Origin of the sequence: Terrisporobacter mayombei (genome assembly GCF_020748465.1) — a bacterium.
In the GTDB taxonomy this organism is placed as follows: Bacteria; Bacillota; Clostridia; order Peptostreptococcales; family Peptostreptococcaceae; genus Terrisporobacter; species Terrisporobacter mayombei.
In genome coordinates this window covers 582,860-600,470 of sequence record NZ_JAHZMP010000001.1, presented here as the reverse complement: position 1 = coordinate 600,470, position 17,611 = coordinate 582,860, and the positions used below count along the sequence as shown (strand labels likewise).

Sequence of the window (17,611 nt, the reverse complement as noted above, 5' to 3'; positions counted from 1 at the left end):
TTGAAAACAATTAAAATAGAAAATGCTTTAAAATTAGAAAAAACAATTTTTATAGATGTTAGAACAGAAAAAGAATATTTAGATGATCATATATTAAATGCTTACAATATGCCATTATTTGATAATGATGAGTATTGTGAGGTTGGAACTATATATAAACAAGAGGGGAAACATGAAGCTATAGATAAAGGCTTTGACTTTGTTTCTCCAAAGTTAAAAGATATGTACAAATTAGCAAAAGAATTGTCAAGTGAATATGAACATATAGTAATATATTGTGCAAGAGGTGGAATGAGAAGTGGTTCTGTAGCCAATTTACTTAGCTCCATTGGCATAGATATGTATAAATTAGAAGGAGGCTATAAATCTTATAGAAATTATGTACAAAATTATTTAAGTAATATAATGAATAAAAAGCAATTTATAGTTCTTCATGGATTAACTGGAGTTGGAAAAACAGAGTTATTAATAGAATTAGAGAAAAACAATATAGACGTAGTAGACTTGGAGTATATGGCCAGAAATACTGGTTCTGTATTTGGATTTATAACTTATGATGAAAAGCCACCAACTCAAAAAACTTTTGACTCTAGAATATTTGAATCTTTATTTTTCTCAAAGAGTGATTACTTATTTATAGAAAGTGAAAGTAAAAGAGTAGGTCATTCATTAGTGCCAAGTGATATATATGAAGCAATAATAAGAGATGGGTATCACATACTTATAGAATGTGATATAAAAGACAGAGTAAAAAGACTTTGTAAAGATTATATTTATGATAGAAATGAAGATAATATACAAGCCTTAAGACAATGTATAAATACATTTAGAAAAAGACTTGGAAATAAAACTGTAGATGAATACTTAGAATTATTAGATAATGAAAATTATGAAGAGTTAGTTGAAAAGTTTTTAGTATTTTACTATGATCCTCTTTATATGCATTCAGTAAACCAATATAAATATAACGACATAATGAAATTTGAAGACATAAATGATATAACAGAAAAATTAATAAGTTTTCATAAGACAGCAAAGGAAGGAGTTAAACAATGTTAAAAATAGCACTAGAATCGTTAGGTTGTTCGAAAAACCTAGTAGATGCAGAAATAATGATGGGTATATTAAATAAAAAGGGTTACAAACTTACAGGGGATTTTGATGAGGCAGATATAATATTAGTAAACACATGTGGATTTATAGAATCAGCAAAACAAGAATCTATAGAAACTATAATAGAATTTGCAAATCTTAAAGAAACTGGAAATTTAAAATTACTTATTGTTACAGGATGTTTAGCTCAAAGATATTCAGACGAATTAAAAGAAGAAATTCCTGAAATAGATGCAATAGTAGGTACAGGAAGTTACCAAAGTATTGACGAAATCTTAGAAAATTTACAAAAAGAAAAACAAGTAGTTAGCTTAAATGATATAGAGGTTGTCTACAATGAAGATCTACCAAGATATGTTTCTACACCAGAGTATATGGCTTATATAAAAATAAGTGAAGGTTGTGATAAGCATTGTACTTACTGTATAATACCTAAATTAAGAGGTAAGCAAAAAAGTAGAAAAATAGAAGATATAGTGGCAGAAGCTAAGAACTTAGCACAAGGTGGAGTGAAAGAACTTGTAGTTATAGCACAAGACTCTACAATGTATGGTTCTGATATATATGGAGATGCAAGATTACCACAATTATTAGAAGAATTGGCTAAAATAGAAGGATTAAAATGGATAAGAATAATGTATTCATATCCAGAATCAATAACAAAAGAATTAATAGATGTTATAAAAAGAAATGATAATATTTGTTCTTACTTTGATATGCCAATACAACATGCAAGTAATAAAATATTAAAATTAATGAATAGACAAACTACTAAAGAAGAATTATTAGATAAAATAAATATGATTAGAACTGTAATACCTGATGCAACACTTAGGACAACACTAATAACAGGATTCCCAGGAGAAGACGAAAGAGATTTTGAAGAACTTGTGGAATTTGTTAAAGAAGTTAAGTTTGATAAGCTGGGTGTATTCCCTTATTCGAGAGAAGAAGGAACTGCAGCAGATAACCTTCCTAATCATTTAGAACAAGAAGTTAAAGAAGAGAGAAGAGATGTTATAATGATGGTTCAACAAAGCATCTCAGAAGAAATAAACCAAAGCAAAATAGGAAAGACATATGAAGTTTTAATAGAAGAGCAAATTGAGGATAATGTATATATTGGAAGAACTCAACTAGATGCAGAAGAAATTGATAGTATAGTATATGTAAAATCACATACTGATCTAGAGCCAGGAGATTTTGTGAATGTTAAAATAAACACTGCCCTAGAGTATGATTTAATGGGGGATATACAAGATGAATTTACCAAATAAATTAACATTACTTAGAATTTTGTTAATACCGGTATTTGTAATTATAATGATGTTAGACATTACAAACCATTATTTAATTGCCTGTTTAATATTTATTATTGCATCAATAACAGATGCTCTAGATGGTCATATTGCAAGAAAAAATAATTTAGTTACTGACTTTGGAAAATTTATGGATCCTTTAGCAGATAAGCTATTAGTAATATCAGCTCTTATATGTATGATAGAATCAAATTTAGTTGCAGGTTGGATGGTAATTATTATAGTTGCAAGAGAACTTACAGTAAGTATCCTAAGAGCTATAGCTGCAGCTGATGGAAAAGTTATAGCAGCCAGTGGCGGAGGAAAAATAAAGACAATAAGTCAAATGTTGGCAATAATAATATTACTTCTTGGAGCTAATATAGATAATAGCCTATTATTACAGGTTGGAACAATATTTATGTTAATTGCAACATTTTTCACTTTATACTCTGGAGCCGACTACTTATATAAAAATAAAGAATTATTTATGAATAGTAAATAAATTATAAATCCTTTCTGAATTAAATTCAGGAAGGATTTTTTTAAAAAATAAAAAATATTCGTATAAAAGTTTATATATAAGTTTATAAATATAAATGTATGTCTTTATATTTAAACTAATTTATAATATATGTTGAAGATAAAGCTTAAATTCAATTGACTAAGAAAGTTTTATAAGATATAATAAAAGTGATATATAGAACAAATGTTTGCGAAAAGGAAGGATGAAATAATATGAGTATAGAAAAAGAAAAATTACAAGCTCTTAATCAGGCTTTAGGAAAAATAGAAAAAGACTTTGGTAAAGGATCTGTTATGAGACTTGGGGAAGCTACTTCAATGAATATAGACGTAATATCTACAGGATCTATAGGATTAGATATTGCAGTAGGTATTGGTGGACTTCCTAAGGGAAGAATTGTTGAGATATATGGACCAGAATCTTCAGGTAAAACAACAGTTGCTCTACATACAGTAGCTGAAGCACAAAAAAACGGTGGTATAGCTGCATTTATAGATGCAGAACATGCCCTAGATCCAGTATATGCTAAAGCTTTAGGTGTGGATATAGATAACTTAATAATTTCACAACCAGATACAGGGGAACAAGCTCTTGAAATAACAGAAGCTTTAATAAGATCTGGAGCCATAGATATAATAGTAGTTGACTCAGTAGCAGCCTTAGTTCCAAAAGCAGAAATAGAAGGTGAAATGGGAGATTCTCACGTTGGTCTTCAAGCAAGGCTTATGTCTCAAGCTTTAAGAAAGTTAACTGGTTCAATAAAAAAATCAAACTGTGTAGCCGTATTTATAAACCAGTTAAGAGAAAAGGTAGGTATAATGTTTGGTAACCCAGAAACTACAACAGGTGGACGTGCTCTTAAATTCTACTCATCAGTAAGACTTGATGTAAGAAGAATAGATAGTATTAAACAAGGGGATAAGATACTTGGAAATAGAACAAGAGTAAAAGTTGTTAAAAACAAAGTTGCACCTCCATTTAAACAAGCTGAATTTGATATAATGTATGGAGAGGGTATATCAAAAATAGGTGATTTATTAGATATAGCAGCAGATGTTGACATAGTTAAAAAATCAGGTTCATGGTATGCTTATAATGATATAAAACTTGGACAAGGTAGAGAAAATGTTAAGAAATTCTTAGCTGATAATATGGACTTAACTGATGAAATAAATACTAAAGTTAGAGAACATTATAACCTTGATAAAACAGCTGTGGAAGAAGATAGTGAAAGTGAAGAATAAAAATGAATACACCCCTCCTATAAACTTGACATGAATTAGAAAAAATTATAAAATTAAATGAGGATAAAATATTTTAAATTATGATGATTTTATTTAAAGTATTCCAAGAATATAGATAAAGAAACTTTATTAAATTTAAAACTTGGGCCTTATAGTGAAAAAGGGCATAATTTAAATGATGCTAAAGAATAATATTGATATTTTGGGATTATTACAAAAGGAGGTGGATGTCATAGAAATAATAGCCAGCATACTTGGTTTAGCTATTGGTATTATAGTTGGATATTTTGTTAGAAAAAATATATCTGAAACTAAAATTGGTGAAGCTAAAGACTTAGCCAAAGGTATAATAGATAAAGCAAATAAAGACTCAGAAACAATAAAAAAAGAAAAATTATTAGAAGCAAAAGAAGAAATTCACAAATGGAGAACTGACGCTGAAAATGAACAAAAAGAAAGACGTAAGGAAGTACAAAATTACGAAAGAAGAGTTCTTCAAAAAGAGCAATCAATAGAAAGAAAACAACAAAACTTAGAAACTAAAGAAACAACTTTAAATGAAAAGTTAAAAGTAGTACAAAGAAAAGAAGAAGAAGTAGAAGAAATAAAAGTTAAGCAACTTGAAAAGCTTGAAGATATATCTGGGGTTACTTGTGAAAAAGCTAAAGATATAATTCTTACAAATGCTGAAAGAGAAGTAAGACATGAGATGTCTATAATGATTAAGGATATTGAAACGCAAGCTAAAGAAGAAGCTGAAAAGAAATCTAGAGAAATAATAGGCTATGCTATCCAAAAATGTGCAGCAGATCATGTTGCAGAAACAACAGTAACTGTTGTAAATTTACCAAATGATGAAATGAAGGGGAGAATAATAGGTAGAGAGGGAAGAAATATAAGAACTCTAGAAACTTTAACAGGGATAGATCTTATAATTGATGACACTCCAGAAGCTGTAATTTTATCAGGCTTCGATCCTATTAGAAGAGAAGTAGCAAGAATAGCTTTGGAAAAGCTAATATCAGATGGAAGAATACATCCAGCTAGAATAGAAGAGATGGTAGAAAAAGCAAGAAAAGAAGTTGATAATATCATCAAAGAGTTTGGAGAGCAAGCTACTTTTGAAACTGGTGTACATGGATTACATCCTGAATTAGTTAAGCTGCTTGGTAGATTGAATTATAGAACAAGTTATGGACAAAATGTATTAAAACATTCAATAGAGGTTGCTCATATAGCAGGAATTATGGCTGCAGAAATTGGAGCAGATATAAAACTAGCTAAGAGAGCTGGGCTGCTTCATGATATAGGTAAAGCAGTAGACCACGAAATGGAAGGAACTCATGTTGAGATAGGTATGGATTTACTTAGAAGATATAAAGAATCTAAGGATGTTATACATGCAATGAGTACACACCATGGAGATTATGAGCCACAAATAGTTGAGGCTGTATTAGTTACAGCAGCAGATGCTATATCTGCAGCGAGACCAGGTGCAAGAAGAGAGACTTTAGAAGCATATATTAAGAGATTAGAAAAACTTGAAGAAATAGCTAACTCTTATGAAGGTGTAGAAAAATCTTATGCAATTCAAGCTGGTAGAGAGATTAGAATAATGGTCAAACCTGATAGTGTAAATGATGAAGAACTTCACTTATTAGCTAGAAAGATGACCAAAGAAATTGAGGACGAGCTTGAATACCCAGGTCAAATAAAAGTAAGTATAATAAGAGAAACAAGAGCAATAGAATATGCTAAATAATAAAAAGGAGAGTTTTAACTCTCCTTTTTTAATTAAAATATATGTAAAACATTACTTACTTTATACAGTAAGTATAGCAACTGCTTGGATGATTATGTAAAATGAATTTTACTATAATAAAATGTATATATTTGATAATATAGTAAAATATATGTTTAAATGATATAATTACTATAAAGGGGGAATGCAAATTGAGACAAAATATTAATATTAACTCACAATTAGATGCATTAAAAGTAAAAGAAGTTGAAAAAATTTTTTACGAAAAGAACTATGACAATACAAATGTAGTGCCAAAGGTTACTCCTTTTAGAGGAATTAACACAGATTTGTTATATATAAAAAATAATAAAATACTTTTTGTCAAATTTATGGATACAAGTGAAGACTTATTTTGTATATTAGATGAAGAGTTAATTGAAGTAATGAACGAAGAATATGAGTTGTTAAAATTGAAAATGGCTCAGTTTCATAATAATATTAGTTTTAATTACGTATTTGTCATGCCTTATGTGGATATAGAAGATACATATGGCTTAGAAGATTTTGTTAGTCACAATATAATAGATAAGAGAAAATTAGAAAATATAATTAATAATAGGGAAGAAATGGACAATTATTTAAAGGAAGAAAATAATGAAATAGAGTTAAATTTATATATTTTAGATATATGTCCAGAATACTATGAGTTAAATGGAGCTTATCATATTAACAAAGAGTTTAAAAAAATAACTTTTTCTCAAGGGGATTACAATTATAGTGCTACTATGATTACAGACGAACAATTAGAAAAGTCACTTTCTATTAATTATGGAAAAATATTAATAGAAGGCCCTACGGGTAGTGGTAAAACAACTATTATGATGAGTAGAGCAATAAAATTAGCACGTATATATCCACACCATAATTTTATAATTTTTACTCATACGAAACAACTTTGTAATCAACTTAGAGAAAGTCTTAAACTATTATATAAAGATAATAACAACCTAGAGATACATACAATTTCATCTTTTGTATTTAAATTATCTAAAAAGTACAATTTAATACTAGATTATGGTTTATTAAAAAAAGATTATGAAAAAACTTTTAATAATTTGATAAAACAAGCTAAAAATGTTATAAAAAATAAAAAAATGTTTAAAGGTATATTTATAGATGAGAGTGAAAGTTTTGATAAAAGAGATATTGAATTTATTCAAGAATTTTTATACGAAACGAAACATATATTCAACATGTATTATTGTGAATCTTTAAATATATATAATAGTGTAAATATATTTAAAAGCCCTTTAGAGTGTGTTGACTTTGATGAAAAAATATTACTTACAAAAAACTATAGACAGAAAAAATCAATTATCGAATTTTCTAATAAATTTTGTGGAAATAGCAATGATTATATAAAAGATTTGAGAAGTAATGTAAATCGAGACATATATATACCTGGTGATATTCTTGTGGAAGGCGGAATTTCAGCTCAAATTGTAAAAGTGGAAGATTTAGAAGAACAAATTAACTCAATATTATGGGAAATTGAATACCTTGTAAATAACAAAGGATTAAATTACAGCGATATAGCTATTGTATTTCCATATAACAAAAAGAAATTGAAAAATGGAAAAACAATATATTTTCAATATCTTCTTAAAAAAGCATTGGATGATGTAAGTATTCCATATATTGTTGGAGATGATAATTTAACTAAATATGGTAAAAAAAGTGGTATAACGATATCGAATTTATACTTTATTAAAAGTTTGGAATATAAGGCAGTTGTATTTTGCGAATTAGAAATGCTGTATAATCAAACTATAAATGAGGAAGATCAAGACTATCAAGTAAATGACTTTATAGGAGATCTTAATAAAATATATATGGTTATGAATAGAGCTAGTGAATATTTAACGTTTATAACTACTTTTAATGAAAAATCCAGTGAATTAATTAATATACTAGTTAATTCTGTAAATAAGTAATGACTTAAAGAAGCACTTATGTGCTTCTTAATTATTTTTAAATAAATTAATAATATATAAAGTCAAAAAGTGATTAAAATAATAATGAAAGGAGACCTTATGGATAATAGTTATATATTGAACGAGAGAGAATTTGAAATATTTAAATTATTTTCAATAAAAATGACACCAGCAACAAAAAAAGACTATTTAAGTAAAATAATTTTATTCAAAGAGAAAACAAAAGTTGAAGACTTACTAGAAGTAACAAAAAATGAATGTAGAGACTTTATATCTTTTGTAGAAGATGAATATGCCACATCAACTAGTGAGAAGATTTTTAGTTATTTACATAGTTTTTATGCTTTTATGAAAAGAGAAAAATATATAGAACTGAATCCATTTACTTTTGTTAAAAAGCCAATAGTTACAAGAGAAAAATGTAAAAAAGATGTGCTAAGTATACAAGAAATAAATCAGCTAATAGATTCTCTAGATAAGCTCAATGCCAGAGATAGGTTAATAATGGTATTTCTAGTTACAACAGGATGTTTATTAAATGAATTAGTAAGAGTCAAATGGAAAGACTTAATTGTAGATGAAGAAAATAATTTTTATGTAAGACTTGGGCAAGGTAAAAAAGGAAGGGTTATAAAACTTCATCCATATTGTTTCAGACTGATAGAAAGTTATAGATATTATTCTGGACTTAGTGAAATAATAATACCTTCTGAGGATTACATATTTACAACACAAAAAAGTCAATCTATTACAGATAGGAATGTAAGATTAATAGTAAAAAAAGCTTTTGATATGGCGGGATTGCCCCAATACTCAGCAAAAGATTTAAGGCATTCATATGCAGCTATTTCTTTAATGCTTGGAGCTGATAAAGAAGATATAAAGAAACAGTTGGGATGGAGTGATAAGTACTATGCTATAAGATATAAACATGTATTAAATTTTGTTGATAGTGAAAGTATTGATTACATACTAGGCAAAGATAATTTTAAATTAAACAAAAAATGATATGAACAAAAATTATAAAAAGTATTGTTATTGTTCGTAGAATTATATATAATAATCTTTGTAGAATAAAAAGATTTAGGGATGGTGCAAAAAATGATAGAAAATAAGTACACAATATATTCAAATCCTTTAACAGAAAGATATTGTAGTAAAAATATGAGTTATATTTTTTCTCCTCAATTTAAGTTTTCAACTTGGAGAAAGCTATGGATTGCATTAGCTGAGGGTGAAAAACAACTAGGAATAAACATAAGTGATGAGCAAATAGAAGAATTAAAAGCTCATATAGATGATATAAATTTTGACGAAGCAAAAAAAATAGAAAAAGAAGTAAGACATGATGTAATGAGTCATGTTAAGGCTTATGGACTTCAATGCCCAAAAGCAAAAGGTATAATTCATTTAGGTGCAACATCAGCTTATGTTGGTGATAACACAGATGTTATTCAAATGAATGAAGCATTAAAATTAATAAGAATTAAACTTGTTAACTTAATTGATAATCTTAAAGACTTTGCCTTAAAATACAAAGATATTCCAACATTAGGATTTACACACTTTCAAGCAGCTCAGCTTACAACAGTAGGAAAAAGAGCTACTCTTTGGGCACAAGACTTAATAATAGACTTAGAAGACTTAAACTATAGATTAGAAAATATGAAGCTTAGAGGAGTAAAAGGAACTACTGGAACTCAAGCAAGTTTCATGAGCTTATTTGAAAATGACACAGATAAAATAAAAGAATTAGACAAAATAGTATGTGAAAAAATGGGATACAAAGAATCTTATAAAGTAAGTGGCCAAACATATACTAGAAAATTAGATTCTCAAGTACTAAATGTACTAGCAGGAATAGCACAAAGTATGCATAAAATGACAAATGACATAAGATTATTACAAAGCTTAAAAGAATTAGAAGAGCCATTTGAAAAAAATCAAATAGGATCATCTGCTATGGCATACAAGAGAAATCCAATGAGAAGTGAAAGAATAGCTTCTTTATCTAAGTTTATAATTTCTGAATCAATATCACCAGCATTAGTTGAAGCAACACAATGGTTAGAAAGAAGCTTAGATGACTCAGCTAACAAAAGACTTTCTATACCACAAGCATTTATGGCTGCAGATGCAATATTAGATATAGGTATAAATGTAACTGATGGATTAGTTGTATATGAAAACATGATAAGAAAGCATATAGATGAAGAATTACCATTTATGGCTACAGAAAATATACTTATGGAAGCTGTAAAAAGAGGTGGAGATAGACAAGAATTACATGAGGTAATAAGAGAGTTATCTATGAAAGCGGCTTACAGAGTCAAGCATGAAGGCTTAAACAATAACTTAATAGACTTAATAATTGAAGATAAAGCGTTCAAAATGTTAAATAAAGAAGAAATAACATCTATACTAGATCCTATGAACTTTGTAGGAAGAGCTCCTCAGCAAGTTGTAGAGTTTGTAGAAGAATATTTAGAGCCAGCTATAAGCGATTATAAAGATTGTATAGGTATAGAAGTAGACTTAAGAGTCTAATTATAAATAAAGAGCCATATTGGCTCTTTATTTTATTTTAACTAAAATTAAATTGAACTGGATATTTATAAGTTTTAATATAATAATTTCATAAAAAGTAATATTATAGTAAGCTATAATAATATTAGAAAATTAAAAGGGGGATATTTACAAAAAGTATTGTACTACAAATATTTTTATTGTAAACTATAGAAGTGGGAAAAAGTCAATAAATTAAGCATCTGAGGTGATTAAATGAACGGTATAGTAACAAATACAATTGGTTTTTTATCAAAAACCTTTCCTAAAATTTACTCAAGTCTTTACTTAGAATACCTAAAGAAATATTCGGCATTATACAATGTAAATAAAACGCAATTAAGAGCTTTAGTATTCATAAAAAATCATGGTAGTATAAGTATGACAGAGCTATGTGCTAAACTAAATATAGAAAAAGGAAGTCTAACAAGTATGATAGATGACTTAACTAAAAAAGGCTATGTTTACAGGGAAAAGGATTTAGCAGATAGAAGAAAATACATGATAGTTATTACAGAAGAAGGGGAAAAATTAGCTATAAACTTTACTAGCAAATTAAGTGATGAGCTAGAACAAAAACTATATAAACTAGATGAGAGTGATAGATTAAGATATCAAGAGGCTCTAGAAACTCTTCAGTACATACTAAATAAAGAAGAATTAAATTAATAAAAAAACCATCTTACAAAAGTAAGATGGTTTTTAATTGCGCTTAAAATTATATACTAAGCATTAGCTAAAGCAGATTTTTCTTTTTCTAATTGAGAATATTCTTCTAGAGCTTCTTTTAATAATTGACCAGCTCTTCTTAAGTCTTCTTCTTTTAACACGTAAGCAAGTCTAATTTCGTTTTTACCAAGACCTGGAGTAGAGTAGAAACCTTCAGCAGGAGTACACATAACTGTTTCATTATCTCTTCTGAATTTTTTTAATGTCCAAGCAACGAAATCTTCAGCATTTTCAACTGGTAATTTAGCAACTATATAAAATGCACCCATAGGCTTTTCACATATAACGCCTTCTGCTTTCATTAATTCATTATATAAAGTATCTCTTCTGTTTCTATACTCATCATTAACTTCTTTGAAATAAGATTTTGGAGTATTATATAAAGCTGCAGCACCTAATTGTTCTATTGTAGCAACACAAAGTCTTCCTTGGCAAACTTTCATTACTTCAGCCATGAATTGTTTATTTTTACAAGCTATAGAACCTATTCTGGCACCACAAGCACTGTATCTCTTAGAAACACTATCAATAATGATAACTCTATCTTCAACTTCTTTAATATTTCCAAAGCTTGTATACTCAAGTCCTTCATATACAAACTCTCTATACACTTCATCAGCTATTATCCATAGATCTTTTTCTTTAGCTATTTCAGCTATCATTTGAACTTCCTCTTTAGTATATACGCATCCAGTTGGATTTCCTGGGTTAACAACTAGTATAGCAGAAGTTTTATCATCTATTTTAGCGATGATTTCTTCTTTAGAAGGTAGGTGGAAACCGTTTTCTGCTACTGTAGTAACAGATTTTACCTCAACATTTAAACATTGTGCAAAACCATTGTAGTTTGTATAGAATGGTTCAGGAACTAATATATTGTCCCCTGGATCACATGCAGCCATAAAAGCAAATAATAAAGCTTCACTACCACCATTAGTAACTATAATATCTTCACTTGCAAAATTCATGTCGTATGTAGTGTAGTATTTTCTTATAGCTTCAATTAATTCAGGCATTCCTTGAGAACCTGCATATTCTAAAACTTTTTTGTCGAAATTTTTAACTGTGTTAAAAAATCCTTCTGGAGTTATTATATCTGGTTGGCCTATATTTAGGTGGTATACATTAACTCCCTCAGCCTTAGCAGCTGAAGCGAATGGTGCTAACTTTCTTATTGGTGATTGTTGCATTGAACTAAGTCTTTTTGAAAATTTCATTTGAATATTCCCCCTTATAAACATATGAATTGATTATTTAATCTCAATCTACCTTAATCTTAGCATAATGGCGAATAAACTGCAGTATTATAAAAAAAAATATTTCCAAAAAATTTAATAAATATCTTAATTATTTTTTATACAATCTTTTTAATTGCATATGGTGAAATTCCAATAGTACAATAATAATTAAAGTAATAATATAAAGCATTTACAAAGAAACTTTGTTAAAATATAATTTATGTAAGGTGTTTTTTTAAAATAATAGTTTATAAATAAGGCTATATGATAGAGGAGTTTATAATGAAAGAGCTTGGAATGGATACATTAAATAATAGTAAAGTTATTATTGCAAGAGAAAGAATCAATAGGCCATTGGATAAAATGAATAGTAAAAGTAATAAAACCATTGAAAATAATGAGTATAGCAAATCATGTCCATTTTGTAGAGGGAATGAAGATAATATATCTGATGAAACTTATGTCATAAATAAAGATAGTAAATGGATAATTAAATCAGTTAAGAATAAATATCCTATTATAGATGAGAACCCTCTAAATGAAATAAAAGGAGAACATGAGGTAATAATAGATACATATAAACATAACGGAAATTTTTATAATATGATAGAAGAAGAGTTTTATAATTTGCTACTAATGTATAAAGCTAGGTTTAACTCGCTTAAAAAAGATGAAAATGTTAAATATATATGTTTATTTAAAAATTATCTAAGAGAAGCAGGAGCTTCATTAATGCACTCTCATTCTCAAATTTTATCTCTACCATTTATTCCTCCAGATTTAGAAAATGAATATAAAGTTTGTGAGGAATTTTATAAAAAAATGGGTATAAATATGTATAATCATCTTATTATACAAGAGATTAAAAATAAAAAAAGGGTTATACATGATAGCGAAAATTTTTTAGTTTTTGTACCTGAGGTTTGCAGGTTTACAGGAGATACGGTTGTTTTATTTAAAAGTAATACATATTTTTATGACTTAAATGATGATAATCTAAAAGAATTATCCATTATATTAAAAAAATTATTTGAAAGAATATATGAAGAGTATGGAAACAGTCCATTTAATTTATATATTCATACTCACCCTGTAAATATAGAAAAAGATTACAAAGATAAGTATAATGTACATATTCATATTGTCCCAAGAAAGTTTAACTTTGGAGGATTTGAATTAAGCACTGGTATGTATGTATCATCAGTTAAATCAGAGGATATAGCAAATAGATTAAAATATGACTAATAAAAAGGAGAAAAATATGAAACTTATATCATGGAATGTGAATGGAATAAGAGCTTGTGTGAGTAAAAATTTTATGGAATTCTTTAATGAAGTTGATGCAGATATATTTTGCTTGCAAGAAACAAAGTTACAAGAAAATCAAATAGATTTACAGCTTGAAGGATATTTCCAATATTGGAATTACGCAAAGAAAAAAGGATACTCAGGAACGGCTATTTTTACAAAAAAGGAACCGTTAAGTGTAACTTATGGAATAAATATTGAAGAACACGACCAAGAGGGAAGGGTAATAACCCTAGAATTTGAAGATTTCTATATGGTGACAGTATATACACCGAATTCTCAAAGTGAATTGAAAAGACTAGATTATAGAATGAAATGGGAAGATGATTTTAGAAAATATCTAAAAAAACTTGATGAAATAAAGCCTGTTATAGTATGTGGTGATTTAAATGTGGCTCATAAAGAAATAGACTTAAAAAATCCTAAAACTAATAGAAAAAATGCTGGGTTTACAGATGAAGAAAGAAATAAATTTACACAGCTAATTAATGAAGGTTTTATTGATACATTTAGGTATTTCTATCCAGATGAAGCAAATATCTACTCATGGTGGTCTTATAGATTTAAGGCTAGAGAAAAGAATGCAGGATGGAGAATAGATTATTTTTGTGCATCTGAAAAACTAAAAGATAGGTTAGTAAGTGCTAAAATACATACAGAAGTATTAGGGTCAGATCACTGTCCGGTGGAATTAGTAATCAAATAATATAAAAAGTCCTTCCAAATAATAAAGGAAGGATTTTTTAATCTTTCAAATTATTTTTTTCGGTAGAAGATTTACTTCTTCTCCCCATTTTATAAGCCAGATGAATAATTTTTTTTTCTTCTTTGTTTAAATCTCTATTTAGAATCTTTTTGAATTCACCGAAAATACTATCATAATTTACTTTTCTTTTTGCAACAGGTATCTTTTTATCATCATTATCGAAATTATATTTTTTAGTTTCTATTTCATCGTTAAAAATATTTTGAAATACTAAAGATGTATAATAAGCATCATTTAAAGCGTTATGATAAGATTTATCTTCATTTAATTCTAAAAGAGTAATAGCATTTTGAAGACCAATGCTTTTTCCACTTGGATTTTTAAAGTAAACAGAAGCATGATGTTGGACATTAATATAAGTGCTAGATAAATTATCAATAGATAAATTATAATAATTGATATTTCTATATAATTCTTTTAAATCTCCACTGCCCCAAACACAGAGTATATTGTTTTCATTATTTATAAAAGACTTAAACATATTAAAAGCTTCAGAAAAACAAGGTGCATTTCTTACATCTTCATTAGTTATGTTAGTCATTTTTTTTATAAAGGGATGAATTTCTTTATATATGTGAGGTTTAACAAAAGTGTTAAAAGTATCAATTATTTCTAAGTTAGAGTCCAACTTGACAGCGCCTATTTGAATAATTTCAAAAGGGCATTTTTCATTAGAAACTGTCTTATTTAGCTTTCTATCAAATCCTTGATTAAACTCTAAATCAAAAACTATATATTCCATAAAATCTTTCTCCTAAATAATAATTGTGTAATACTATAATTAAAGAATATAAAATTAAAATAAACTATAATATCTATTTTTAAGTATAACCTATTATTAATAAAAAGTTAAACTTTTTATATTATTTATATTATTATTAATTATATAATGAATATGAATAAAAAATATATTGCGAAGAATTATTAAATTGTTTATAATAAAATAAATGAAATTACGAATTATTTCGGCGATGAAATAAAAAATGATACGGAATACATTTGACCTAAATTTGGAGGGAATAAAAAATGAAAAACTTTAATGACATGCTATACTATGTTAATAAAAATAATTATAATGACGAAGAATTTAAAGAGTTAATGTCAAGACATAAAAATATAAGATTTGTATCTTTAGTTGGAGTAGATTTAGGAGGAAACGCAACAGACGAGAAAATTCCTATAGAGTTTTTCTTAGAAGATGTTGAAGGATTTTTAAAATCAGCAATACAAACAGATGGATCCTCTGTTGAATTATATGATATAGCAACGTTAAATAATGCAAAGGTAGATTTAATGCCGGATATTAACTCAAAATGGTATGTTGATTATAATTTAGAACATATAGATGAAAACACTAATTTACCAATAGGAACACTGAAAATTCCAGCATTTTTAATTCATGATAATAAGAAAGTTTGTTCGAGAGGCATATTACAAAAAGCTGAAAGACATTTTAAAAAATCTTTGCTTGATTTATTTAAGGAATATCCGCATTTAATAAATAACATAGGAATAGAAAGTGTAGATGATATAGAAGATATACTTTTGACAGCAGCTACGGAATTGGAATTTTGGGTGAATACACCAGAAGACAAGGCAGATTTAGAAAAATTAGCGGTATCTCAAAGTTTAAAAGAGCAATATTGGAAAAGAACTCATGGAATAATAAGAACTTGCCTAGAAAAATCATTAATTAAATTACAAAACTTAGGAATAAGTCCAGAAATGGCTCATAAAGAAGTTGGAGGAATACAAAGTTCTATAAGTATAGAAGGTAAAACAAATCATGCGATGGAACAATTAGAAGTGTCTTGGAAGTTTGATTCACCACTTAGAGCGGCAGACAATCAATTAATAGTAAGAGAAGTAATAGAAGATATATTTACAATGAACGGACTAGAAGTAACTTTTAAGGCTAAACCTATATATGGTGTAGCAGGTAGTGGAGGTCATGCTCATATTGGTGCAAGTGTAAAGTTAAAAAATGGAAAAATCCAAAACTTATTTGCTCCAAAAAATATGAAAGAAGACTACTTAAATGAAATAGGATATGGAGCTTTAATGGGATTACTTCATAACTATGAAGTTTTAAATCCAATAGCAACTTGTACAAATGACGGATTTGAAAGATTAGTGCCAGGTTTTGAAGCACCTGTTTGTATAGTAACATCTCTTGGTCATACTTATGAAATGCCATCAAGAAATAGATCAGTTCTTGTTGGACTTGTGAGAGATGCAAAAAATCCTAAAACTTTAAGGTTTGAGCTTAGATCACCGAATCCTCTTTCTAATGCTTATTTAGTTATAGCAGGTTGCTATCAAACTATGTTAGATGGAATTATAGCCACTGCAAAAAGTAATTTAACAACTAAAGCATTAGAAAAAGAAATATCTAAGGACCTAGGACAAGAAAGTTTCTACTTAGATAAAAATAGAGTGTATAGAGATGAAAATGATGTGTTTGAACATTACAATGAAGAAGAAAGAAGAATAAGATTTGGTGAGCCACCTGCGACAGTATATGAAAATATGCAAAACTTTAAAAAATATGAAGAAAGACTTAAATCATTAAAAAATGGAAATGTGTTTAGTGACAGTATAATTAACTCTTTTAGAACAGGTGCCATTGATAAATGGAAAAAAGAATTAAGATTTAGAATTATTCATGATCATATGGATAGATTAAGAAGTTATGTAAAATTACATACAAAAGAAAATATGGATGCTTTAGATGAAGTAAATTGGAATGCAATTACAGAGTTAAAAACAAAAGTAATGAAAGATACCTTAACAAGTAAATGTCTATTTACAAATATTATAGAAGCTTTAGAAAATAAAGATTATGAAACGGTGTCAAATCTTCAAAAAGAGCTTAGCTATGATATGAAAATACTTCAATCTTTATATGTAGATTATGCAAAAAATATATTTTAATATAAATATCTCTACTATAAAAAATACTGTGGATTAAAAGTCCACAGTATTTTTTATTTATTAGAAAACTATATTAGAGGTATCAATAATACACCTATAAATAAAATATAAGATAAAAATCTCAAATATTTTGTAGATGTAAGTTTTTTTAT

General features: G+C 27.6%; 14 protein-coding genes. 12 read left to right on the top strand and 2 right to left on the bottom strand.

The window, feature by feature from the left end; all coding sequences use genetic code 11:
- The 9 genes from mnmH (at position 1) to K0039_RS02910 (ending at position 11,153) form a co-directional block, all read left to right on the top strand.
- Positions 1-1,059: a tRNA 2-selenouridine(34) synthase MnmH gene (gene mnmH, locus K0039_RS02950; protein ID WP_228103560.1), complete on the top strand. Its 1,059-nt coding sequence runs from the start codon at positions 1-3 to the stop codon at positions 1,057-1,059.
- Positions 1,053-2,390: a 30S ribosomal protein S12 methylthiotransferase RimO gene (rimO, locus tag K0039_RS02945; RefSeq protein WP_228103559.1), complete on the top strand. Its 1,338-nt coding sequence runs from the start codon at positions 1,053-1,055 to the stop codon at positions 2,388-2,390. The genes mnmH and rimO overlap by 7 nt, the downstream gene beginning before the upstream one ends.
- Positions 2,374-2,916, top strand: a complete 543-nt coding sequence (gene pgsA, locus K0039_RS02940; protein WP_228103558.1) for a CDP-diacylglycerol--glycerol-3-phosphate 3-phosphatidyltransferase — start codon at positions 2,374-2,376, stop codon at positions 2,914-2,916. Before rimO ends, pgsA begins: the two co-directional genes overlap by 17 nt.
- A gap of 233 nt (positions 2,917-3,149) precedes the next feature.
- Positions 3,150-4,181: a recombinase RecA gene (recA, locus tag K0039_RS02935; protein ID WP_228103557.1), complete on the top strand. Its 1,032-nt coding sequence runs from the start codon at positions 3,150-3,152 to the stop codon at positions 4,179-4,181.
- A gap of 178 nt (positions 4,182-4,359) precedes the next feature.
- Entirely contained in the window at positions 4,360-5,943 is a 1,584-nt protein-coding gene (gene rny, locus K0039_RS02930; protein ID WP_416390110.1) for a ribonuclease Y, read from the top strand.
- A 191-nt stretch (positions 5,944-6,134) separates the two neighbouring features.
- Entirely contained in the window at positions 6,135-7,919 is a 1,785-nt protein-coding gene (locus tag K0039_RS02925) for a DEAD/DEAH box helicase family protein (protein ID WP_228103556.1), read from the top strand.
- A gap of 99 nt (positions 7,920-8,018) precedes the next feature.
- Positions 8,019-8,927 carry a tyrosine-type recombinase/integrase gene (locus tag K0039_RS02920; protein WP_228103555.1) on the top strand — a complete coding sequence of 303 codons (909 nt, stop codon included), beginning with the start codon at positions 8,019-8,021 and terminating at the stop codon, positions 8,925-8,927.
- Between the two features lie 93 nt (positions 8,928-9,020).
- Entirely contained in the window at positions 9,021-10,466 is a 1,446-nt protein-coding gene (gene purB / locus K0039_RS02915) for an adenylosuccinate lyase (RefSeq protein WP_228103554.1), read from the top strand.
- 234 nt (positions 10,467-10,700) lie between these two features.
- A complete protein-coding gene (locus K0039_RS02910; protein ID WP_228103553.1) occupies positions 10,701-11,153 on the top strand; it encodes a MarR family winged helix-turn-helix transcriptional regulator in 453 nt (150 codons plus the stop codon).
- A gap of 56 nt (positions 11,154-11,209) precedes the next feature.
- Here K0039_RS02910 and K0039_RS02905 read toward each other — a convergent pair whose 3' ends face one another.
- Positions 11,210-12,430: a pyridoxal phosphate-dependent aminotransferase gene (locus K0039_RS02905; RefSeq protein ID WP_228103552.1), complete on the bottom strand. Its 1,221-nt coding sequence runs from the start codon at positions 12,428-12,430 to the stop codon at positions 11,210-11,212.
- A 303-nt stretch (positions 12,431-12,733) separates the two neighbouring features.
- Here K0039_RS02905 and K0039_RS02900 point away from each other — a divergent pair, with 303 nt between their 5' ends.
- Complete coding sequence (locus K0039_RS02900; RefSeq protein WP_228103551.1) at positions 12,734-13,696, top strand: galactose-1-phosphate uridylyltransferase; 963 nt, start codon at positions 12,734-12,736, stop codon at positions 13,694-13,696.
- 16 nt (positions 13,697-13,712) lie between these two features.
- On the top strand, positions 13,713-14,465 hold the full coding sequence (locus K0039_RS02895) for an exodeoxyribonuclease III (protein WP_228103550.1): 753 nt from the start codon (positions 13,713-13,715) through the stop codon (positions 14,463-14,465).
- Positions 14,466-14,502: 37 nt separating this feature from the next.
- Here the strand turns inward: K0039_RS02895 and K0039_RS02890 are convergent, their stop codons facing one another.
- A complete protein-coding gene (locus K0039_RS02890; RefSeq protein WP_228103549.1) occupies positions 14,503-15,267 on the bottom strand; it encodes a 3'-5' exonuclease in 765 nt (254 codons plus the stop codon).
- A 284-nt stretch (positions 15,268-15,551) separates the two neighbouring features.
- Here K0039_RS02890 and K0039_RS02885 point away from each other — a divergent pair, with 284 nt between their 5' ends.
- Complete coding sequence (locus K0039_RS02885) at positions 15,552-17,459, top strand: type I glutamate--ammonia ligase (protein WP_228103548.1); 1,908 nt, start codon at positions 15,552-15,554, stop codon at positions 17,457-17,459.
- The last annotated feature ends 152 nt before the right edge of the window (positions 17,460-17,611 follow it).